Source organism: Staphylococcus pettenkoferi (genome assembly GCF_002902685.1).
In the GTDB taxonomy this organism is placed as follows: domain Bacteria; phylum Bacillota; class Bacilli; order Staphylococcales; family Staphylococcaceae; genus Staphylococcus; species Staphylococcus pettenkoferi.
Genome location: NZ_PPRN01000006.1, coordinates 1 through 23,528, shown reverse-complemented (window position 1 = coordinate 23,528; position 23,528 = coordinate 1). Strand labels below are relative to the sequence as shown.

Sequence of the window (23,528 nt, the reverse complement as noted above, 5' to 3'; positions counted from 1 at the left end):
TTTAATAAGCGCTCCGATCTCAACTTATCGGAGCGCTTTTCTACGCATAAAAATACCTTCGCCCTTGGAAGCACCAATAATGCAATCCAAAAAGCGAAGGTATTTTAAATTAATTATTTTCTTTTACGACCTAAGCCCATCGCACGTTCCATTTTTTTCAACGTCTTGAATGATGCTTTTTGTGCTTTATCACGACCGAGGTCTAGAATGTCATCAAGTTGTTCAGAATTATAGAATGACTCATATTTTTCTTGGAAATCTGTAAGGAAGTCTTCTACGACTTCGGCGAGATCACCTTTAAATGTACCGTAATTAGAATCTTTATATTGTTCCACAAGTTCGTCGATTGTCTTATCAGTAAGACCTGCATAGATAGATAGTAAATTAGAGATACCAGGTTTATTCTCACGGTCAAACTTGATGATGCCATCAGAGTCCGTCACTGCACTTTTAATCTTCTTCGCAGCGAGGCGTGGCTCGTCGAGTAGTGAAATAAAGTTCTTCTGATTATCATCACTTTTACTCATCTTACGGGTTGGATCTTGAAGACTCATCACACGACCACCAACTTTAGGCATGCGAATCTCAGGCTTAACGAGTATATCATTGTAACGACTATTGAAACGTTCAACTAAATTACGAGTTAACTCCATGTGTTGCTTCTGATCTTCACCAACAGGGACGATATTCGTGTTGTAGATTACGATATCAGCAGCCATGAGTGGCGGATAAGTCAGAAGACCTGCTGGAATACCTTCAGTTTGTTTCTGTGCTTTATCTTTAAATTGAGTCATGCGTTCGAGTTCGCCGATGGAAGATATCGTCGTTAACATCCAGCTTGCTTGGACGTGGGCTGGAACTTCGGACTGTATAAATAATGTGGATTTCTCAGGATCGATACCTGAAGCTAAGTAAATCGCAGCAAGTTGACGTGTCTGTTTACGTAACTTGAGTCGATCTTGAGGGACAGTGATTGCATGTTGGTCAACGATACAGAAGTAGCAATCATAGTCATCTTGTACATCACGAAACTGTTTGAGTGCGCCTATGTAGTTACCAATTGTAGGGATACCACTAGGTTGAATCCCTGAGAATAAAGTTTCCATAAATCTGATGCCTGCCTTCACAAATAATTTCTAAGTATGATACTCATTATAACAGTATTTCAATCGTTTGTAAGTTATGTTAGACTATAGATAAGAGGCTTATGATGACTTGAAACGCAAGATTAATGAGACTTTAACAATTCTTTAGTTTTTATTAACTAATTCTCATTTAATTTTAATGTTATCAGGGTAGAATGTAATTGTATGATTAAGAAGACTATATCATTTGAAATGAGTGGTATAGATTGTTGATAGATTTTCATAAAAGGTTGCTTGTACTGATATTCATAGACTAGGTCTTAAGTACGATGTCTTATTTGAACTATGTAGTATATCTTAAGATGTACAGCCTAAGATTTCAAGTCAGGGACTTTATGATAAATTTAGAGACAATCGCAGTCGGGTTGAACCCCTTGAATTTCTTAGTCAAATAAATAATGTGAATAATTAGAAATAAGATTCATATAATAGGAGAGTGAGATGTATGGTAACATTATTTACTTCACCAAGTTGCACATCTTGCCGTAAAGCGAAAGCATGGTTACAAGAACATGACATTCCGTATACGGAGCGTAATATTTTTTCTGAACACTTAACAATAGACGAAATTAAACAAATTCTTAAAATGACTGAAGACGGAACAGACGAAATCATCTCTACACGTTCTAAAACATATCAGAAGTTAAATGTAGATATTGATGCGTTGCCACTTCAAGACTTATATACTATTATTCAAGATAATCCAGGCTTATTACGCCGACCAATTATCTTAGACGAAAAACGTCTTCAAGTGGGTTACAATGAAGATGAAATCAGACGTTTCTTACCGAGAAAGGTTCGTACTTTCCAATTACAAGAAGCGCAACGTATGGTGGACTAATTTCAATACACTATTTCACGGGACCATGAAGTCTGTACTACGTCGTACATACTTTGTGGTTTCTTCATTGTTTTAAGACTTTTAACAAGCATATAGCATGTCTCTTCTGTCGACAGCACTCAGTGGGAAGTGCTGTTTTTTTGGGCGATGCGAAGGGTATATGTTATAGTGAGAAGTCATAAATCAATAGTAAAATTTAATCAAACAAAACAATTGTATTTCTCCGAACGTTCTAATACAATAATGATACTATTCATCGACTGTTAAGGAGTGAGATGATAATGAGAATAGAACGCGTTGATGACACAACAGTCAAATTATATATAACTTATAGTGATATCGAAGCCAGAGGTTTTAAAAAAGAAGATTTATGGGCAGACCGTAAACGCGGAGAAGAGTTCTTCTGGAATATGATGGAAGAGATCAATGAGGAAGAAGACTTCGTAGTGGAAGGCCCATTATGGATACAGGTACATGCATTTGAAAAGGGCGTAGAAGTAACAATTTCTAAATCTAAAAATGATGATATGATGAACATGTCTGACGATGACGCTAACAATCTTAACCATCAAGTGACGGACTTACTGTCTCAAACACTTGATCAAGACGCAAGCTTAGAAGATATCTTTGAACAGAAACAATCTTCATCTTCTAAAGGTCAATCAGAAGAACAAGCTTCACAACCACGAAGTGTTCAAACTTTACTCGTGAAGTTCAATGATTTAGAAGAATTAATTTACTTTGCACATCATCACAACTTACCAACGCGTGACTTCGAAGACTTACTCTATAGCTTAGATAACGAATACTATTATATGATTCACTTCGACGATACGGTTAACCAAGAAGTTATTAATGACAGTTATAGTCAGTTGCTCGAATTTGCGAGTCCATCTGACAAGACCGAAGTATTCTTAAACGACTACGCTAAGATTATTATGAGTCATAATGTCACTGCACAGGTAAGACGTTACTTTGACGATAATGCAGAATAATAGATCAATGTAGATGACTAAGTGTACGAAACTGATATTTCGTGCAGTAGCTGTCTGTACTTGAGATAGCTATCGCTGTCTCAAATTCTAGACATCCTTGCGGGGGTGAGACTACGAAATCAAGTAGATTTCTGTCTCACTCCCATTTTTTTATGTTTTGGGAGAGTTGAGCAGGCGCGGCAAATTGCTATTTTCCATCATTTTAAAGAAGTTAATTTTTGTAAAAGTAATTTACGTCACTTCTCCGTGTATATAAGTGAGGTGAAACGTAATGTTATGTGCATTGAATACAGGAGGAGAGGTAGTGTTTGCTTTTAATGCGATGAAAGGGGAGCACTATTGTTGCCCAGACTGTGGAGGAGCGGTGATTTTTAGAAGAGGAACAAAGGTAAAGTCTCATTTTGCGCACAAAGTAAAAAGTGTATGTTTAAACAACAGTTCAGAATCTATGGCGCACTATAATGCGAAATATGTACTTGCGCAACAGTTGTTACAAAAAGGATATCATGTGGCAGTGGAACAGCCTATAGCTCAAATACAACAACGGCCTGATCTCGTAGTCAATGGTACTTATGCGATTGAAATTCAATTCTCTTCCATTCCTCTAGAAGTACTGCAAGCGCGAACGACGGGGTTGGAAGATCAAGGTTATGAAGTGATGTGGATTGTGCCTGAGCCAAAGACTTATCAAAGGCGAATGAAACTACAGCAATTTCAAAGTGCATGTTTAAATCCTGTGACAAGGCGATTAATAGCGTGGTCGGATGAACATCAGAGTCTTGTGGGTATTTCGGAAATTCAATATATAGGGGGGCAGTGGTTTGTAGGTAATAAAAGGGCGATGACAGTGGAAGAGTTATTTCGAAAAAGTGAGGCAGCAGTAACAACGAGATTGTATAAATTAAGTGATCGACGGGTGGAGCGCTATATACAAATGTGTCGACGACAGAACAACGTACATGAACCTACTTTAAATGCGATGTATCATTTGCAGTGGAATCAACGACAAGTGAATACGATGACAGGCTTTATTCTACCTCATCAATTATACATTCGAACGCATCCTGTCGCTTGGCAACTACAATACTGTTACATGCGAAAGTTGGATAACGAACCATCTCAACATTCCCATGGATTATTTCAATTTCGTCATTTTATTCATTCAATCCCGAATTGCCAAGCAATTGAGGAACAACTCTTTGATAGTTATCGTAGCGTGATTCAAAGTATAAGAACGAGAGAGTAGTCGCTTTTAACGTGCAAAAATCAGAGTGACGTGAGAAAATTGTATTAATATGAATATGTAGGAGGTTTACAGTTATGAGTCAACAATTAACGAGAGAAGAACAAGAACGTAAATATCCAGAATATACATGGGATCTAACTACAATATTTGAAAGCGACGAAGCTTTTGAAGAAGCTTTTAAAGAAGTTGAAGGGCAAATTGGTAAAGAACAAGAGTTTAAAGGTCATCTCGGCGATAGTGCTGAAACATTGTATCAAGCGTTAGCACTTGAAGATGAGCTAGTATCAAAACTTGAGAAAGTTTACGTTTATGCGCACTTAAAGCAAGACCAAGATACGGCAAATAGTAAATATACGGGCTTTGAAGCACGCGCGCATCAACTCGTGATTAAGTTTAGCTCAAGTTGGAGTTTCTTAATTCCAGAAATCTTACAAATCGATGAAGAGAAGATTGAACAGTTCGTTAAAGAACATGAAGGACTTCAACGCTATGAGTTTGACTTGAAACTCATCAATGAGAAACGTCCACACGTGTTAAGTGCGGATAAAGAGAAATTGCTTACAGAAGCACAAGATGCCTTATCTACACCAGAGAATGTCTATGGAATGTTTAGTAATGCAGATTTAGAATTTGAAGATGCTGTAGACTCCGATGGACAACGTCATCCTCTAACACAAGGTACATTTATCAAGTGCTTAGAGTCTGATGATCGTACGTTACGTCAATCAGCTTATGATAATTTATATGCTAAATATGGTGCATACAATAACACGTTAAGCTCAACGCTTGCTGGTGAAGTGAAGAAAAATGTCTTCAATGCACGTACACATAACTATAACTCTGCACGTGAAGCAGCATTAAGTAATAACCATATTCCTGAAGAAGTTTATGACAACTTAGTTGCAACTGTTCATAAATATCTTCCATTATTACACCGTTACACTCAATTGAGAAAAGAGTTACTTGGCCTTGACGACATGAAGATGTATGACCTATATACGCCACTCGTTAAAGACGTTAAATTTGAAATGCCATATGAAGAAGCGAAGAAATGGATGTTAGAAGCGCTTCAACCTATGGACGAAGAGTATATGGAAGTAGTTAAAGAAGGATTAGAGAATCGCTGGGTCGATGTTTACGAGAATAAAGGTAAACGTTCAGGCGGTTATTCTTCTGGTGCGCACTTAACTAATCCATTCATTCTTCTGAACTGGTCTAATACTGTGTCAGATTTATATACGCTTGTGCATGAATTTGGTCATTCAGCACATAGTTACTTCAGTCGTAAACATCAACCGTCTAACTCAAGTGACTATACAATCTTCGTAGCAGAAGTAGCATCTACATGTAACGAAGCTTTATTAAGTGATTACATGGATAAACACTTAGATGACGATCGTCGTTTGCTCTTACTTAACCAAGAGTTAGAACGTTTCCGTGCGACGCTATTCCGTCAAACAATGTTCGCGGAATTTGAGCATAAGATTCATCAAATCGAAGAATCAGGAGAACCGTTAACTGCTGAACGCATGAACCAAGAGTATGCAGAATTAAACCGTACTTACTTCGGCGATGCAGTTGAAACGGATGAAGCGATTAGTAAAGAATGGTCACGTATTCCTCATTTCTATATGAACTATTACGTGTATCAATATGCAACAGGATACAGTGCGGCTCAAAGTTTAAGTCATCAAATCTTAACTGAAGGTCAACCTGCAGTTGAAAGATATATTAATGAGTTCTTGAAAAAAGGTAGCTCTAACTATCCAATTGAAATTCTGAAAAACGCTGGCGTAGATATGACAACTCCAGAACCTATCGAACAAGCTTGTCAGGTATTTGAAGAAAAATTAGATGCTTTTGAAAAGCTAATGAAAGCTTAATTTCATTGTATTCGCTTACAATATGAACAGTTTGTGACAAATACGATGAAAGTCAATTTTTAGGTTGAAAAGGGGTTGGGGGCGTGTTATATTACGAACATGAAATTAATCACATAACAAACATACCCCTTTGTTTGAAGTGAAAAATTTCTCCCATCCCCTTTGTTTAGCGCCGTGTATAACAGACACGGCGTTTTTTTATATCCTTTTTTAAATGCTATCCTGCTTATTCACATAGATGTATATGCATGCGTGTGGAAATAAATTACAGAATTAATGTATTGATTAAATGACTACACTCTAAAATTTCTCTGTTACTTATGGCAATCGTCGCAACAACTTAAGATATTCTCTGGTCAGAGGAAAATAAATACTTTTAGTCATAGAGTGACTCTCAGAGCATAGACACTTCTAAGGTGACTCCTGTGATTGGTCGGGTCCACATTTCTACTAAAGTTAGGCATAAAAAACCACTCCATTTTCATTATGGAGCGGCTTTCCAACATTAACGATTTATTTTATATATCGATTTGGACATCTGGCTTTTATTACTAACTAGCGATAATTAGATCTTTGATTTCCAGAAGTTACCCTCTAAACAATCCATCTTTTCAACTTTTTGTTGTAACGCTAACTTTTTCAACTCTTTATCAAGAACCTTTTCAGGCCACTCATAAATCGTTAAAAGCTCTTCTTTCGTTACCAATTGTTGATAATGGATATATCTTTCAATAGATGGTGGCAATTCTTTCTCAATAGAATGGCCCATCAGTTCATTAATGATATAAGTATAAATATGATATGGATAAAGTCCTTCTACCTTCAATCCTTCTTCATGAACATCTTCACTAAAGAAGACGAGGGAAGGTGCCTCATTAATTTCCATTTCTCGTGCAATATGCAAATCAACTTGCAAGCTTTCTTTAAGTTTATTGTGCTTCAAATCTTCTTTGAATACACTGTAGTCTAATCCTGCATTACAAATGCAATCGTTCACCATTTCTTCAGTGATAATATCGCGCTTCGGAATAATCTCATTCTGGATGAGATGGATAAAGCGTTCAGCTCTCACACGTCCTTGAAGTTCGGCTGCTTTATAAGCTAAGGCTATATTATCAAGTTCTGAAGTACTTTGTGCTTGGCATTTCGTTAAGACGCGTAACGAAGGATTAAGAATATGTCTCACGCGTATATATTGCTTATATTCTATACGGAGTTTGGATAGTATAGCGGAGAGTTTAAAGCAATCTTTGCTAAATGGATCGAAAAATGAGTATATCTCTATCTTACTCACAGGTGAAAGATTCGTATCTTCACGACTATTCGGTTGTAACATTTTTAATTCTCCAGTCATGTGGTTTCACCTACAATTATTTTTCGGAATTGACCATGTGATTAGCGGTTAACTTCAGGCGTTCATTCAAGTAGTCACCTACGCCTGCAGGAAAGTCAGCAGTTTGAATCGCTTCATGCATGTTTTCAAGCCATGCATCACGTTCGTAAGGTGAAATGTGAAAGTTCATGTGGCGCATCTTTAACATCGGATGCCCATGTTCTTCTGTGTAGAGTTGTGGACCGCCTAGAAATTGCGTGAGAAATTGTTTCTGTTTTCGGCTCGTTTCTTTAAAATCTCCAGGAAATAAATAATTAATTCGGTCGTCTTGTTCGACCAATCTATAGAAATGATCAATCATTGCATACAATGCTTCTTGACCAATAATATTATAGGGTGTTTGTGCCATAACCTCACCAAATTTAATTAATCTACTACTAATATAACATGAATTTTTACATATGGAAGTAATTCGACTCTGCATAGACTAGGCGGTTACAAGGTTTAACCGACTAGGACAATATGCGACCCGACTCACAAGAATCTAATTTAAAAGTTCAGATTTGCGATCGAAGAAACGCTTCACTTTGTTATCTGGTTCGTGATAATCAATATTAAATTGATTTAATATACGTTCGAATTCTTTGCGACCTTTATCATGATTCTCAACTTCAAATTCGAGTTCGTAATCTGTCATATCTAGATATTCACTTCGGTCCAGTACCAATAAATTCTCATCTAAAGGAACTTCCATACGTTGAGTAGTAAGAGAGCCCAGAACAGTGAGACGTTCGATATCTGCATCGATTGACTTCAATTCGTCAATGATATCTTGAGGTACATCACTCGGGTCGAGCACATCATTCATTTCAGGACGAATCGTTGTCTCGAAATTGTATTCAAGTAATCCCACTTCTGCAGGAACTTTAAGTGTCATCTCAAGACTGTCATCTTTCTCGCGAATGCGCAGTGCAAATAGATGTTCTTTAAGAACGAAATCAGGTGTGTCTATATAGTAATTCGTTTGTGTAAAGGGGGGTGCCTGTTGAAAGTATGCTTCTTTGAGCTGTGTGTATTGCGTTTCAGATAGTAGCTGTTTAAATTCGATTTCATTATTAGTAGCCATAAACTTCACTCCTCTATGTTAGTGTATTCGCGTTTAATCATATTATATAGGAATCGCTTCATGCGATGTAGCGTAGCATATTCTTATCATTGAAGCATAGTTATTTGATGAGTGGATAAAGTATCATCGGGAGATATATTAAATATTTTTAACTTTAGAAAGCGACTGTGAAGTGATTTTAACTTAACAAACATACACTATAATCTTATAGTAAACGCATGACATGTTACGTGTTATGTAAGATTAAATTATGTTAAAATGATTTACGAATAAGGAGGAAGAGCATGCGTATATATGTTAATGAGATTAAAATAACTGATGATAGTATTCGTTGCTATACAGAAGAACCAACTGAAGGATTAACTGAAGCGGGGCAAATGTTAGTCGATAGTGATAACTATGCCTTTGCCTATATTCTTGACGATGGACAATCCTATTCTTATTTACTATTCGTTCAAGAGACTTGGTCGATGTTACATAACAATAAAGGTAAGAAAGTGATTGTTAACGACGACTTAGAACTTGAACATTTCGATGAAGAATTAAGTTATATATTAGATAATATTGAAGGCAATTCTAACTACGGCAAAGAATTTGTCAGTGCTGTAGAAGAAACATTTGAATTGAATTAAAGATAAGTAGTACGAAGCGGAGTGAGCATTATGAATCAATGGGATCAGTTTCTAGCTCCATATAAGCAAGCTGTAGATGAACTGAAGATAAAGTTAAAAGGTTTACGAAAGCAATACGATGTCACTGAGCAAGCTTCTCCGATCGAATTCGTCACAGGACGTGTGAAACCCATGACGAGTATTATCGATAAAGCGAATAAACGACGTATCCCGTTCGATCGTTTACATGAAGAAATGTACGATATCGCTGGATTGCGTATTATGTGTCAATTTGTCGATGATATTGATGTCGTGGTAAATTTACTACGTCAAAGAACGGATTTCCGTGTAGTTGAAGAAAGAGATTATATCAATAATACTAAACAAAGTGGATATCGGTCATATCATGTCATCATTGGTTACCCTATAGAAACACTCAATGGGGGAACTGAGATCTTAGCTGAAATACAAATTCGCACGTTAGCGATGAATTTCTGGGCAACAATCGAGCATACTCTACGTTATAAGTATGATGGGGATTACCCACCAGAAATTCAACATCGTCTTGAAAGGGCTGCAGAAGCGGCGTATTTGCTTGATGAAGAAATGTCAGAGATTAAAGATGAAATTCAAGAAGCGCAGAAATATTATTCGAAAAAAAGAGCAAAAAAGCATGATAATGAGTAGTGGGGTGTGAATATGCGTTATGCAATCTTATCGAAAGGGGATTCAAAGTCTAATGCGTTAAAGCATAAGATGATGAATTATATGCAAGACTTTGAAATGGTCGAAGATGTAGATAACCCTGAAATTGTGATTTCAGTAGGAGGAGATGGTACATTACTTCAGGCCTTTCATCAATACAGTCATATGTTGTCGCGATGTGCATTTGTCGGTGTACATACGGGACATCTAGGATTTTACGCTGACTGGTTACCCCACGAAGTAGAAAAGCTAATCATAGAGATTACGAACTCAGAATTTCAAGTGATTGAATACCCTTTACTCGAGCTGATTGTACGCTATAATGACAACGGTTATGAAACCCGTCATCTCGCGCTTAACGAAGCTACGATGAAGACTGAAAATGGTTCGACACTTGTAGTGGACGTTAACATTCGAGGTAAGCAATTCGAGCGTTTCAGAGGGGACGGTCTCTGTGTATCGACGCCTTCTGGTTCAACAGCATATAATAAAGCGCTTGGTGGCGCACTCATCCATCCATCTCTTGAAGCGATGCAATTAACTGAAATTGCTTCTATTAATAATAGAGTCTTTAGAACAGTCGGTTCACCTCTCGTGTTACCGAAGCATCATACTTGTCTCATTAAACCTGTGAATATCGATACCATTCTTACGACGATTGATCATGTTAGTATCCGTCACAAGAATGTCAATGCGATACAATTCCGCGTAGCTGATGAGAAGATCCGTTTTGCGCGTTTCAGACCCTTCCCGTTCTGGAAACGTGTGCATGACTCGTTTATATCTAGTGAGGAAGATGAGTGATGAAGTTAAGCTATCGTGTGGAGTCTGCGCAATTATTGCGTGAGTTCCTTCAAGCACAACGCTATTCTAAGAAGACTTTGAGCGCCATTAAACGTAATGGCGCTCTATTTGTTAATAATCGTTTCGTTACAGTGAGAGAGCGGTTACAGCCAGGTGATGTCGTTGAGGTGCACTTGCATGAAGAACAATACAGTGATTATCTTCAACCTTTTCAACAAGATTTAAAGATACTGTACGAAGATCAATTTCTGCTGATTGTTTCAAAAGGAGCACATCAAAACTGTGCGCCGTCGAGAGAACATCCACATGGCAGTTTGATTGAACAGGTGTTAGGGTACTTACAAGCTACAGATGGAACGGTACCTCATATTGTGACACGGTTAGACCGTAACACTTTAGGAATAGTAATCTTTGCTAAACATGGTTTTATCCATCACCTTATGTCTTCTTGTCACTTGAAGAAGTGGTATTTAGCCGTCTGTGAGGGACAAACGCCTTCACAAGAACGCATTGATGCCCCTATTGGTCGACGCAAGAATAGTATTATTGAACGACAAGTGTGTGCTGAAGGTAAGCGCGCTTTAACTCAATATGAAACGCTACAGAAGACCGAGAACTATAGTTTGTGTGAAGCTCAGCTTATCACAGGGCGAACACATCAGTTGAGAGTACATTTCGCACATATCAATCACCCTATCGTAGGTGACTCATTATATGGCGAAGTGCACCCTAAATATTCAACCCAATTACTAAGATGTGTTTGTGTGCATTTTCAACATCCAATAACGACTAAAAAAATAGAAATTAAAGATAATTACCACTCAATAGAAACAATATTTAATATGGTATAATAGTGGTGATTCGGAGGTGAGTATTGTGGCGAACGAACGCGATAATAAATATATTGATGAGGAAGAAGTTTATAATAAATCTCTGTTAGATCAGCATTTACTTGATAATGATATTGATGCATTTAGAGATGAATTCCTCGGCATGCATACATACGAACAGAGTGAATACTTCGAGGATAGTGATGACGAGATTAGGCAGCGTATCTTCGAAGTGTTATCTCCTGAAGAAGTTGCTGATTTCTTTGAACAACTCGAATTTGAAGAGGAAGAATACGATCCTCTATTTGATACGATGAATGCCAACTATGCAAGTAAAGTGTTAGAGAACATGTCTTCCGACAACGCTGTCGATATCATGAATCAGCTTTCTAAACAGAAAATCGCTAGCATGCTCACTTTAATGAATAAAGAAGATGCGAAAGAAATCAAAGCCTTGCTTCATTACGAAGAAGATACTGCCGGCGGTATCATGACTACGGAATATATTTCCTTGAAAGTGACGACACCTGTGAAAGAGGCCTTGATGCACGTTAAAGAGCAAGCGCCTGACGCAGAGACCATCTATGTCATCTTTGCGGTAAACGATCACAAGCAGTTGGTCGGCGTGCTCTCGTTACGTGATTTGATCGTAGCTGAGAATGACGCTTACATTGAAGACGTGATGAGCGAGCGTGTCGTGAGTGCGAATGTCGCGGACGACCAAGAAGACGTTGCTCAGAAGATGCGTGACTATGACTTTATCGCGATGCCGGTAGTCGATTACCAAGATCACTTGCTTGGTATTATCACTATCGATGATATCTTAGACGTTATAGACGAAGAGGCAAGCGAAGACTACTCTCGTTTAGCCGGTGTATCTGACGTTAACGCTAAGCACGATTCGGTATTTAAGACTGCAGGTAAAAGGCTCCCGTGGCTGATTACACTGACTTTCTTAAGTATGATTACTGCTACGCTCATTGGTTCATTTGAGGATACGCTATCCAAAGTCGCGTTACTCGGTGCCTTTATCCCGATTATTAGTGGGATGTCCGGTAACTCAGGAACACAATCCCTTGCCGTATCTGTGCGTAAAATATCTACAGGCGAAATCAATGAACAGAGTAAGTTCTTAGTTGCATTGAGAGAAGCGGGTAGCGGTTTAATCAGTGGTGTCGTTTGTGGTATCTTATTGATAATTTGTATTATCGTGCTACATCGTCAGCCTATTCTCGCAACGATTGTCGGCGGTAGTTTAACTGCAGCGATGACAGTCGGTACATTAATGGGTGCAGTGATTCCATTAATTATGAATAAACTCAAAATTGATCCAGCTGTAGCAAGTGGTCCGTTTATCACGACAATCAACGACATTATCAGTATGTTGATTTATTTCGGCCTAGCTACTACATTAATGAGCTATTTAATCTAAGGAGGAACTATGGAATTTGTATCTCTTGTTGTAGTTGTCCTTGCTGCTTTCCTCACACCGATACTCGTTAATAGACTGAATTTAAATTTCATCCCTGTAGTAGTTGCAGAAGTACTCATGGGTATTATCATCGGGCATTCTTTTCTCAATTTAGTAGAAAAGGATGCCATGCTTAATATTTTGTCCACTTTAGGCTTTATCTTTCTCATGTTCTTAAGTGGACTGGAAATTGACTTTAAGACCTTTAGAAAGGATCCACGAACTAAAGCGAAGGAAGAGCAAGGTGAGAATAAGACGCCTGGTCACTTCCAGATGGCGATTACTGTGTTTGCATTAATCATGATTATCTCCATCGTCTTCGCATACATGTTCAAATGGTTTGGTTTAATTGATGACGTCTTATTGATGGTCATTATTATTTCGACAATTTCTTTAGGTGTGGTCGTGCCGACATTAAAGGAAATGAACGTCATGCGTACCACAATTGGTCAGTTTATCTTATTAGTTGCTGTCTTGGCCGATTTGATTACGATGATTCTGTTAACCGCATATGGTGCGCTCAATTCTCAAAGTAACGTGCCGCTTTGGTTAACATTGATTCTTGTAGTGGCTGCCATCATCTTTTACATACTAGGTGTGAAGCTTAAGAAGGTGACTTTCCTACGCAAATTAATGGATGGAACGACACAAATAGGTATACGTGCTGTCTTTGCCTTAATCTTACTTCTCGTCGCACTTGCTGAAGGTGTGGGTGCAGAGAATATTCTCGGCGCATTTTTAGCCGGAGTCATCGTCTCACTTCTAGGACCTGATGAAGATATGGTAGAGAAATTGGATTCCTTTGGTTACGGATTCTTTATACCAATCTTCTTCATCATGGTAGGGGTCGACTTGAATATTCCTTCCTTGATCAAGGAACCTTCAGTACTCATTATTATTCCGGTACTGATTGTTGCGTTTTTAGCGTCGAAGATCTTCCCGGTGATGTACATACGTCGATGGTTTGATCAGCGTACGACGATAGCGTCAGCATTTTTACTCACATCGACATTGTCATTAGTGATTGCCGCAGCAAAGATTGCAGAACAGTTGGGTACGATTTCGGCAGACATATCCGGCATTCTCATCTTAAGTGCCGTCATCACCTGCGTGTTTGTGCCGATTGTGTTTAAAAAGATCTTCCCAGTGCCTGATGAAAGTAATCGTCGCATCGAAGTGAGCATGATTGGTAAGAACCAACTCACGATTCCGATCGCTCAGAACCTCTCGTCAGAACTTTATAAAGTATCGTTGTATTATCGTAATGATTTAAGTGACAATAGACGCTTATCTGATGATATTACGATTATCGAAATTGCGGATTACGAAGCGACGATGTTAGAACGACTCGGTCTATTCGAGAAAGATATCATCGTTTGTTCAACGAATGACGATGACATTAACAGAAAGGTTGCCTTGATGGCGAAAGAGCGAGGCATTAAGCGCGTGATTTGTCGTCTAGAGTCAAGTTCCGATGATCAAGAATTGCGTGCGGAAGGTATTGAAATCTTCAGCAGCTTTACGAGTAACAAGATCTTGCTCAAAGGACTTATCGAGACGCCGAACATGCTTAATCTCCTCAGCAATGTCGAAACATCACTTTACGAGATTGCTATGCTCAACCATAAATACGAGGGCATTCAATTGCGTAACTTCCCATTTGGTGGGGATGTCATTTTCGTACGTATTATTAGAAACAATGAGTCGATCGTGCCGCACGGTGATACACAATTACGTTACCGTGACCGCGTCATCGTTACTGGTGCGAAAGAGTACGTAGATGAGCTGAAACGTGAGCTCGAGTTTTAATAGTTTTACGTGATTTCGTTGAGTAAAATGAGGTTAGGAATGTTTGCGTGATGGACGTGAATCCATTAATAAAGTGCATCTCGTAAATGTCATTAGTAATTGTGAAAACGTAGACCGTTTGAAACACCTGCGCTTACAATTGTTTAATTAAAGATGACAATGTTAGAATAAAGGTGTTAACAATTTAAAAATTGTAACAGTTACGCGATAAATTGATGAGAGTTGTAGAAATGATGCTCATCGAAGTAACTGGCTGAACGAATGAAATGTTATGAATAAAGTTAAAGGAGTTAATCATATGTTTAGTTTAGAAGGTAAGACGTTTGTAATTATGGGAATTGCTAACAAACGTAGTATTGGTTTTGGTGTAGCTAAAGTGCTTGACCAATTAGGTGCAAAACTTGTATTCACTTATCGTAAAGAACGTAGTTTGAAACAACTTGAGAAATTAGTGGACGACTTAAATCAATCAGACAAACACTTTTACCAAATCGATGTTCAAAAAGATGAAGATGTCGTGAACGGTTTCGAAAAAATCGGTCAAGAAGTAGGAAATATTGACGGTGTTTATCACTCTATCGCATTCGCAAATGTTGAAGAATTAAGAGGTCGTTTCTCTGATACATCACGTGATGGTTTCTTACTCGCTCAAGACATCAGTTCTTATTCTTTAACAATTGTAGCTAAAGAAGCAAGTAAATTAATGCCAGAAGGCGGCAGCATCGTCGCTACAACATACATTGGTGGCGAATATGCAGTTCCTAACTACAACGTAATGGGTGTTGCAAAAGCCAGCTTAGAAGCGAATGTACGTTACCTAGCAGCTGATTTAGGTGCAGATAACATTCGAGTGAACTCAATCTCTGCAGGACCTATCCGTACACTAAGTGCGAAAGGCGTGGGCGGTTTCAACGCCATCTTGAAAGAAATTGAAGAACGTGCTCCATTACAACGTAATGTTGATCAAGAAGAAGTAGGTAAGACTGCAGCATTCTTACTCGGTGATTTATCAAGCGGTGTGACTGGTGAAAACATCCACGTGGATGCAGGTTTCCACGCAATCAAATAAGGTAAATAGAATGATGATATAGAGGCAGGTGTCGTAGGGCATCTGCCTTTTTCAATGAATAAAATAAGTTACGTATGCATGGATGAGAAAAGAAAGTTGATGCAAGTGAAAGAGAGGAGAGGGCCTAGGAGAAATTTATAACCATTCTCATAAGAAAGGGGTACGAAGATGAATATCTCTTCGAACCCTAATAGAAGTTGTTAAAGGATATTAACGATTTAAAATACCACTTTAGTCTTTAACATCACTATTTGCTTTTTCAAGAATATGTTGACGGTACTTGAAGACATTTTTAACTACAGTCTTAATCACTGCGTAAAGTGGTACCGCTACGATAATGAGACCAAATCCACCAAGTTCACCTGAAGCTAAGATCACGACGATGATTGTAAGTGGATGGATGCTTAATGATTTACCCATCACGTTTGGAGTGACAACGTTACTTTCAACTTGTTGTGCGACTAACGTAATGACACAGACCCAAATGAATGTGACTGGACTTTGGATGATACCGATGATCGCTGCTGGTATAAATGACATCCATGGCCCAAGGAATGGGATGAGGTGTGCCACACTGGCGAACATAACAAGTAAAAGTGTGTAACGTAAGCCGATAATTGTGTAACCAATATATAACATGATACCGAGAATGATACTGACTAACACTTGTCCTTGAATGTAAGATTTAAGTGTATGATCTAAATCTTTAAGTAAGTTAACAACAAAAACCTTTCTTTCGCCTTTGAATAGGCGTGCGATGAACGGGATAAAACGTTCATGGTCTTTCAACATAAAGATTAAGAAGAATGGCACCATGATGAGTAAGAATAATGTAGAGATAAATGACGTAATATAGCTGATAGAGTTAGATAAGATATCTGTAACACTATCACCTGCTGATTTGACTACATTATTAATACGGTTCGTCACATCGTCAGGTAGACGGTCTTTCTGGTTAAGTGCAAAGTGAATGATGTCTTGTGCCTCACGTTGAAGTGTTGGAATTTGCGAGATAAGGTTTTCCACTTGAGCTACAATGAGTGGACCTACAACGCCAATCACTAACGCGATAAGTGCAATCAAGACGATGAAGATAATCAGTATGCTACCCCATCTTGGCACTTTGTATTTTTCCAATAGCTTTTGAAATGGCAAACATATGTAGAATAGAAAGCCACTAAGTAAGAATGGAAGTAAGACGGCTTGGATAATAATTATGAAAGGAGTGAATATTTGATGTACTTCCATAACCAATTTAATTAAGACGAACAAGATGATCAGCGCGATCCCTGTTCTAAACCAAACTTTATTTAACATTGGCTAGCTTCCTCCTATTAATCTTTAAATACGATACTACTAAGTATAGCTTATTCACCAGTGATACTAAAGTACAAATTACGCATGTATGTAAATTTTGCGCTATTGAATACACTGGTACAACTATTTACTTTATTTCCCACTTCTTTACCTTTTAAAAGTCTGAGAGAGAAAAATTCTTTGTACTTTCCTGAAGGCTTTTGGTATTTTCAGCAATCTGCGTGAAAATTTGTCCATTATTGTCCTATTGTGTAAAAAATTTTATTTCTGGTTAAATGGGATAGGTACAGCGTTTAGTGAAGTTTTTCATCTAGTATAAAAAGAATATAAGTTGAATGGTAATTTTTTAAAGTGTATAATCTTTAAAAACATAACCATTTGCGCAACAAGTAAAAAAGGGGGATGGTACATATGTTAGAACATGTTGTATCATGGTTAAACGATGTTGTGTGGAGTAAACCGTTAGTAATTCTATTGCTACTAACCGGTATTATATTCTCATTATTCACAAGATTTTTACAAGTATGTCATTTTAAAGAAATGATTCGACTCATGTTTCAAGGGGAGAAATCACCTACAGGTATTTCGAGTTTCCAAGCGATCGCATTATCGCTTGCAGGTCGAGTAGGAACTGGGAATATCGTAGGGGTATCTACTGCTATCTTTATTGGTGGACCTGGTGCAGTCTTCTGGATGTGGGTCACAGCATTTCTAGGTGCGAGTAGTTCCTTTATTGAATCGACTTTAGGTCAGATTTACAAACGTGAAACGAAAGGGGAATACCGAGGAGGTCCAGCCTTTTACATTGAGAGAGGTATTAAAGGACGTACAGGTAAGATTTACGGGCTCATCTTTGCGGTAGTGACGGTTATATCGGTAGGATTGTTACTTCCTGGTGTTCAGTCCAATGCGATTGCGAGCTCAATGACGAATGCCTTTAACGTCAATCCGAGGGTGGCAGGATAGGTTTAGCAATCCTACTAGCATTGATTATCTTTGGCGGAATTAAATCTATCGCGAAGGTTGCGACAGCTTGTGTGCCGTTCATGGCAGTTGCCTATATTATTATGGCAGTCATCATTATTATCATAAATATCGATCAAGTTCCTGCCTTGTTCTCACTCATCTTCAAATCAGCTTTCGGTATGGAATCAGCATTTGGTGGTATCTTTGGTGCTATGATTGATATCGGTGTTAAAAGAGGATTGTACTCAAACGAAGCAGGACAAGGTACTGGACCTCACGCAGCTGCAGCAGCCGAAGTATCTCATCCAGCTAAGCAGGGGCTTGTACAAGCGTTCTCAGTCTACGTAGATACATTATTCGTATGTACAGCAACGGCGCTTATCATTCTAATTTCAGGCACTTATAACGTGACAGATGGAGGAAATGACGCGCACGGCAAACCGCATTTAATTAAAGATCATGGTATATTCGTGCAGACTGCTAATGGCGATAAAGACTATTCTGGTACAGCAATGTATGCACAAGCCGGTATTGATAAAGCGTTTCAAGGAAGTCATTATCATTTTGATCCTTTATTCTCAGGATTTGGTTCTTACTTCATTGCGATTGCGTTGTTCTTCTTCGCCTTTACAACGATTCTGTCATATTACTATACAACAGAGACCAACATCTCATATTTAACGCGTCATGCTTCAGCACGCACGACGAAATTATGGGTGAACATCACACGGATACTCTTAATACTCGCGACCATCTATGGTGCTGTCAAGACTGCAGATGTCGCTTGGAGCATGGGTGACCTGGGTGTAGGTATGATGGCCTGGCTCAACATCGTGGCGATTTGGATACTTCATCGCAAAGCACTGAATGCACTGAAAGACTACGAGATGCAGAAGAAACGCTTAGGTTCTGGTCGTTATGCGATTTATCGTCCTGATCCTCGTGAAGTACCTAATGCGGATTTCTGGTTAAAAGACTATCCAGAACGTATCCGTAAAGAAACGAACATCAACATCGACGATTATGATAAGATGTAACGCCTCTTGAATGGCAAACGTGCATATTTCAAATTCACACGTCTCTTGGTACAATAACGATAGGAGTATTGAGGGAGCGTGTTAAGAATGACCGAATTTCAACCGGGTAAGATTACGACAATCGACTTTCCAAGTGAAGCACTTGGACGTTCAATCAAATTATCTATTTACTTACCCAAAGACTATACCGAATTATTTAAACATAAAGTGATTATTTGCTTTGATGGCCGTGATTTCTTTAGCTTTGGTCAATTACATCGCAAATATGAAAAATTACGAGAAGCCGATAAAGTAGAAAAAGCAATCTTCGTTGGCTTTCACTATGAAACAGTAGATGAACGACGTAAAGAATTTCATCCTCAAGGCAGTAAAGCACCGCAAACAGTTAAAGCGGTAACACAGGAAATTCTTCCGTATATTGATCAGACGTTCTCGACGTTCAAAGTAGGAAACAGTCGCATACTGTTTGGAGACAGTTTAGCTGGTAGTATTGCTCTGATGACTGCTTTCTCTTATCCGAGGATCTTTAGTCAAGTCGGTGTTTTGAGTCCACAATTTGCGCAACCGATGGACCAATTAATTGAACGCTGTCAATTTAAGGAACTACTCAATATTTGGCACGTAGTTGGTTTAGAAGAGGAACGATTCAATCTACCGACTACAGGTGAAGAAGCAGACTTTTTAACACCGAATAGAGAACTTCATGAACTGCTCGTGCAAAACAATGTAACCACGCAATATCAGGAATTTGATGGTGGACATCGCTGGAAATCATGGCAAGGTTTATTAGAAGAACTTCTAATTTATTATTTATCTGATGATATTTCGTTTTAAATCATTACAGTAAGAATACATTAGTTATAAGTAACGCTTTTTTCAGAATTTTGATATAATGAAAAGTAAGAGAAACAAAGGAGGAATTTCAATGATATTAGGATTAACATTAATTCCGTCAAAAGACTTCCAAGATGAGGTGAATGCATACCGTAAACGTTATGATTCACATTATGCAATGATTAAACCTCATTTAACGATTAAAAGCGCATTTGAAATTGATGATAAAGACTTTGATTCTGTTAAAGATGAAATTAAACAACGTATTCAAGGTATACCAGCAGCGGATATTCAAGCGACAAAAGCTTCAAGCTTTGCGCCGACGAAAAATGTTATTTACTTTAAAGTAGAAAATACGGATGCTTTACAATCATTATTTGATTCATTCAACACTGAGAAATTCTACGGAACAGCTGAACATCCATTTGTTCCTCATTTTACTATCGCACAAGACTTAACAAGCCAAGAATTTGAAGATATCTACGGACAAATGAAATTAGCTGGTGTGGATCATAAAGAAACAATCAATGAGCTTACTTTATTAAAATACAACCATGACGAAGATAAGTGGGAAGTTGTTGAAACATATCCGTTAGAAGGTTAATCAATAGTATTAAGCTAAGCATGTATACAGATTAGAAGAGCGAGTGAAAGGGTGATGAATCACCATGCTTTCACTCGCTTTTTCTAATGCTTACGTAATCGTAAAAAGTAGATGCCGTAGAATAATGCCAAGAAGAGGTATACGGCAGCTGAGAAATAAAATGTATTAATTTCACTACCTGTAAATTGAGCAATCAATCCACCAGGGAGTGGACCAAGCATTGCACCGAAACCTTGCACACTATTGAACACACCCCAAGTTTCTTCTTGTTCTTTAGGATTGATATAGCCGGCCATAAATGTATTCCAAGCAGGAAGTAGAACCCCGTACATCAATCCGATAATAAGTGCTAAGCCCCACACAATGTAAATGTTAGTAATCAAGGTGAGGGAGAAGATAAGTATCATGTAAAGAACGAAACCACCGAAGACGATGCTATGCATAAATTGTCTACTATTATTATCTATCATCTTAGACAAGAAGAGCATGGATATCGTACAACCGATGCCTCCGATGATTAAAGTTAACGTGTACTCTACAGTAGAAACGCCGACAGTTTGCTTGGCATATGTAGGTAAGATAGGGAGTAATGCTGAGATGGCTGTCCCTTGTAATAATATCCCTGGAAATAATATGAGGTGGCGTTTCATCACATCTACAATTTGAACTAATTGTGCTTTGACTGGGCGTGTATCGTAGTTAGTTAGACGAATTTTCACAAAGTAATACATAATCCACGCGAGAAGAACCACGAGGGCCATTAGGAAGGTGAAACGGGTCGGGCTGAATTTAAAGACGAGATTCATGCCTATCCAACCGACGAGTAAACCTAATAACCACGCAAAGTACACATATCCCATTTGCTTACCGCGTTGTCGATCGTCTACACTAGCCAGCATGATGACCCAAATTGGGCTCACAGCTACGCCAAGTAAGATTGCACTAAGTATCAGTACAGCTGGATGTGTTGGAAACCAAATGACTAAGAATAAACTTCCGAAAGCCAATAGAAAGCCTAATGTAAGTACAACTTTGGTACCTAAACGCTTGAGTATAAATCCTATTACGAAGTTTGTCACGGCATCTGAAATAAAGTGTACAGAGACGGCTAACGATGTGATTCCTACGGCAACAGAAGTCGCTGTAGGTAACATCGAAAGATAGCCGAGAATGTACATGCCTCGCGCAAATTCCATTAAAAATAGGATTAACAACATGATTATAAAGTTTTTACTGATACTTTGCTTATTTAAGGAGGAACTTTGCATATAACGGAACCTTTCCATACATTTCTTGATATTGTGCTGACTGATTTAATAAATCCAGTAAATCTCTACATAATTTATATGTTGAATAAGGCACTTTCGCTTTATGCATGGCTTCAGTCATGTGAGCTAAAGCTTCTGGATGATTCGTTAGACTAGAAACGACGTCAATAGCTTCTTCTGGTGTGTTTGCAATGCGACCGAATCCTTTGTCTTGAAAATAAATCGCATTCTCTAATTCTTGACCTGGCGCCGGATTTAAGAAGACCATCGGAATCTTACGGGTTAATGCCTCAGAAATTGTGATACCGCCTGGTTTCGTTATCATGAGTTGACTAGAAGCCATCCATTCATTCATATAGTTGGTATAACCAAGTATCAAGACATTGTCGTGATACTTAAATTTGGCTGACAAGGAACGTTTCAGCTCTTTGCTCTTACCGCAAATCATCACGATTTGAGAATGGGGGCTACGTTCGAGTATTGAAGTAATCATTTCATCAAAGCCTTTAGAAACTCCGAACGCACCCGCAGACATCAGAATAGTTGGCTTGTCAGGGTTGAGTTGATTATGTGCTAACCACTGTGCTTGATCAATATCTTCTTCAAACTTGTCAGCAATTGGAATACCAGTTACTTTTATTGCGTTGCTAGGGATACCAATTGACTCAAACTCTTTCTTCGTATCTTCAGTGGCAAGGTAATAGCGCTCGGAATGTGGTGTAATCCAGTTCTTATGTAGACGGTAATCTGTCATAACGGTAGCCACTGGTATATTCATATTAAATTGTTCAGTTAATACTGACATTACTGGTGTAGGGAAAGTAAGTAATATAAGGTCAGGTTTCTCTCTCATCAATAAGTTGAGCAATTTATTTAAACCATAATATTTATAGAAACATTTATCTAATTTGTCCGGGCGACTGTAATAGAATTGTTTATAAGTATTACGGAAGTATTTGAAACTATTGATATACCATTTTTTACAAATGGTCGTCACGATGGGATGTGCTTCCATAAATAAATCATGCTCGATAATTTCGAGATTATCTAAATCCATCTTCTGAAACTGATTAACTATACTTTGTGTCACTTGCAAATGACCATTACCAAAAGAACCAGTAAGTATCAATATCTTTTTAGTTTGAGTCACCATAACGAGGCACCCTCCAGTAGTCAAATTTAACTCAAAGTTAGTGTAACGCATTTACATGGCGTATAAAAGAGTCCAAACCCTTGTGAATGCTCTATTTGTTTCATCATTAATCAAAGCTTATTCAGCTCTTTTTATAAACTTCAAATTATACAGTTCATTACATTATATCATTTTACAACCCTATGTGGAATCAGTCATACTATAATCGATACAAATATGATGAACATCGTGGGTGAACTCTGTTGAATAATAGCGACTAGAATAGTCACGACGAAGATTGTCGAGAGTGACTAACATACTAGAGTTGTAAATGGTAAAGATGTAATTAATGATAAAGATTAATTATGCAATTAGCATATCATGAATCTTTACATTTTTCTTTGATTTATATGTCTTTTATATAAATATTTAAAGTAAATTAATCTTACCTTAACGTCAGTTCAGATTGAAGCAGTATGGTGCCTTATTGTGTTTATTAAGC

At 38.1% G+C, this 23,528-nt stretch carries 20 protein-coding genes and 1 pseudogene; 14 read left to right on the top strand and 7 right to left on the bottom strand.

Features of this window, described 5'->3' with window-relative positions; translation table 11 throughout:
- Positions 1–113: 113 nt before the first annotated feature.
- A complete protein-coding gene (trpS, locus tag CD126_RS01190) occupies positions 114–1,106 on the bottom strand; it encodes a tryptophan--tRNA ligase (protein ID WP_049406676.1) in 993 nt (330 codons plus the stop codon).
- Between the two features lie 484 nt (positions 1,107–1,590).
- On the opposite strand from trpS, the gene spxA reads away from it, so the two are divergent.
- From spxA to pepF, 4 genes are all read left to right on the top strand, one after another.
- Positions 1,591–1,986: a transcriptional regulator SpxA gene (spxA, locus tag CD126_RS01185; protein WP_002472203.1), complete on the top strand. Its 396-nt coding sequence runs from the start codon at positions 1,591–1,593 to the stop codon at positions 1,984–1,986.
- Positions 1,987–2,267: 281 nt separating this feature from the next.
- Positions 2,268–2,981: an adaptor protein MecA gene (gene mecA, locus CD126_RS01180; RefSeq protein ID WP_002472268.1), complete on the top strand. Its 714-nt coding sequence runs from the start codon at positions 2,268–2,270 to the stop codon at positions 2,979–2,981.
- A gap of 304 nt (positions 2,982–3,285) precedes the next feature.
- On the top strand, positions 3,286–4,227 hold the full coding sequence (locus CD126_RS01175) for a competence protein CoiA (protein ID WP_049406683.1): 942 nt from the start codon (positions 3,286–3,288) through the stop codon (positions 4,225–4,227).
- A gap of 74 nt (positions 4,228–4,301) precedes the next feature.
- Positions 4,302–6,110, top strand: a complete 1,809-nt coding sequence (gene pepF / locus CD126_RS01170; RefSeq protein WP_049406687.1) for an oligoendopeptidase F — start codon at positions 4,302–4,304, stop codon at positions 6,108–6,110.
- A 565-nt stretch (positions 6,111–6,675) separates the two neighbouring features.
- On the opposite strand, the gene yjbH is transcribed toward pepF, so the two are convergent.
- The 3 genes from yjbH to CD126_RS01155 form a co-directional block, all read right to left on the bottom strand.
- Positions 6,676–7,464 (bottom strand): protease adaptor protein YjbH, encoded by a 789-nt coding sequence (gene yjbH / locus CD126_RS01165; protein ID WP_103369902.1) that lies wholly within the window; start codon positions 7,462–7,464, stop codon positions 6,676–6,678.
- Between the two features lie 16 nt (positions 7,465–7,480).
- Positions 7,481–7,852 (bottom strand): globin domain-containing protein, encoded by a 372-nt coding sequence (locus CD126_RS01160; RefSeq protein WP_232620116.1) that lies wholly within the window; start codon positions 7,850–7,852, stop codon positions 7,481–7,483.
- Positions 7,853–7,987: 135 nt separating this feature from the next.
- Complete coding sequence (locus CD126_RS01155) at positions 7,988–8,569, bottom strand: CYTH domain-containing protein (protein ID WP_049406692.1); 582 nt, start codon at positions 8,567–8,569, stop codon at positions 7,988–7,990.
- A gap of 284 nt (positions 8,570–8,853) precedes the next feature.
- On the opposite strand from CD126_RS01155, the gene CD126_RS01150 reads away from it, so the two are divergent.
- From CD126_RS01150 to fabI, 7 genes are all read left to right on the top strand, one after another.
- The gene (locus CD126_RS01150; protein WP_002472272.1) at positions 8,854–9,201 is read left to right on the top strand and encodes a UPF0738 family protein; all 348 of its coding nucleotides are present in this window, start codon (positions 8,854–8,856) and stop codon (positions 9,199–9,201) included.
- A 30-nt stretch (positions 9,202–9,231) separates the two neighbouring features.
- Entirely contained in the window at positions 9,232–9,867 is a 636-nt protein-coding gene (gene yjbM / locus CD126_RS01145) for a GTP diphosphokinase (RefSeq protein WP_049406696.1), read from the top strand.
- A gap of 12 nt (positions 9,868–9,879) precedes the next feature.
- The gene (locus CD126_RS01140; protein WP_049406699.1) at positions 9,880–10,689 is read left to right on the top strand and encodes an NAD kinase; all 810 of its coding nucleotides are present in this window, start codon (positions 9,880–9,882) and stop codon (positions 10,687–10,689) included.
- Positions 10,689–11,540, top strand: a complete 852-nt coding sequence (locus CD126_RS01135) for an RluA family pseudouridine synthase (protein ID WP_049406702.1) — start codon at positions 10,689–10,691, stop codon at positions 11,538–11,540. The genes CD126_RS01140 and CD126_RS01135 overlap by 1 nt, the downstream gene beginning before the upstream one ends.
- 25 nt (positions 11,541–11,565) lie before the next feature.
- Positions 11,566–12,951, top strand: coding sequence for a magnesium transporter (gene mgtE, locus CD126_RS01130; protein ID WP_049406705.1), 1,386 nt, complete (start codon positions 11,566–11,568; stop codon positions 12,949–12,951).
- A 9-nt stretch (positions 12,952–12,960) separates the two neighbouring features.
- The gene (locus tag CD126_RS01125; RefSeq protein WP_049406707.1) at positions 12,961–14,799 is read left to right on the top strand and encodes a monovalent cation:proton antiporter family protein; all 1,839 of its coding nucleotides are present in this window, start codon (positions 12,961–12,963) and stop codon (positions 14,797–14,799) included.
- A gap of 298 nt (positions 14,800–15,097) precedes the next feature.
- On the top strand, positions 15,098–15,868 hold the full coding sequence (gene fabI / locus CD126_RS01120; RefSeq protein WP_049406709.1) for an enoyl-ACP reductase FabI: 771 nt from the start codon (positions 15,098–15,100) through the stop codon (positions 15,866–15,868).
- 231 nt (positions 15,869–16,099) lie between these two features.
- On the opposite strand, the gene cozEa is transcribed toward fabI, so the two are convergent.
- Entirely contained in the window at positions 16,100–17,185 is a 1,086-nt protein-coding gene (gene cozEa / locus CD126_RS01115) for a lipoteichoic acid biosynthesis protein CozEa (RefSeq protein WP_049406713.1), read from the bottom strand.
- A gap of 411 nt (positions 17,186–17,596) precedes the next feature.
- Between cozEa and CD126_RS01110 the strand changes: the two are divergent.
- The 3 genes and pseudogenes from CD126_RS01110 (at position 17,597) to CD126_RS01100 (ending at position 20,626) form a co-directional block, all read left to right on the top strand.
- A pseudogene (locus tag CD126_RS01110) lies at positions 17,597–19,188 on the top strand (alanine/glycine:cation symporter family protein).
- An 87-nt stretch (positions 19,189–19,275) separates the two neighbouring features.
- Entirely contained in the window at positions 19,276–20,022 is a 747-nt protein-coding gene (locus CD126_RS01105; RefSeq protein WP_049406718.1) for an esterase family protein, read from the top strand.
- Positions 20,023–20,113: 91 nt separating this feature from the next.
- The gene (locus tag CD126_RS01100) at positions 20,114–20,626 is read left to right on the top strand and encodes a 2'-5' RNA ligase family protein (protein ID WP_002472217.1); all 513 of its coding nucleotides are present in this window, start codon (positions 20,114–20,116) and stop codon (positions 20,624–20,626) included.
- Between the two features lie 83 nt (positions 20,627–20,709).
- Here the strand turns inward: CD126_RS01100 and ltaA are convergent, their stop codons facing one another.
- Both ltaA and CD126_RS01090 read right to left on the bottom strand, forming a co-directional pair.
- On the bottom strand, positions 20,710–21,894 hold the full coding sequence (ltaA, locus tag CD126_RS01095; RefSeq protein ID WP_049406721.1) for a lipoteichoic acid biosynthesis MFS flippase LtaA: 1,185 nt from the start codon (positions 21,892–21,894) through the stop codon (positions 20,710–20,712).
- Entirely contained in the window at positions 21,872–23,047 is a 1,176-nt protein-coding gene (locus tag CD126_RS01090; protein WP_049406726.1) for a diglucosyl diacylglycerol synthase, read from the bottom strand. Before CD126_RS01090 ends, ltaA begins: the two co-directional genes overlap by 23 nt.
- Between the last annotated feature and the right edge of the window lie 481 nt (positions 23,048–23,528).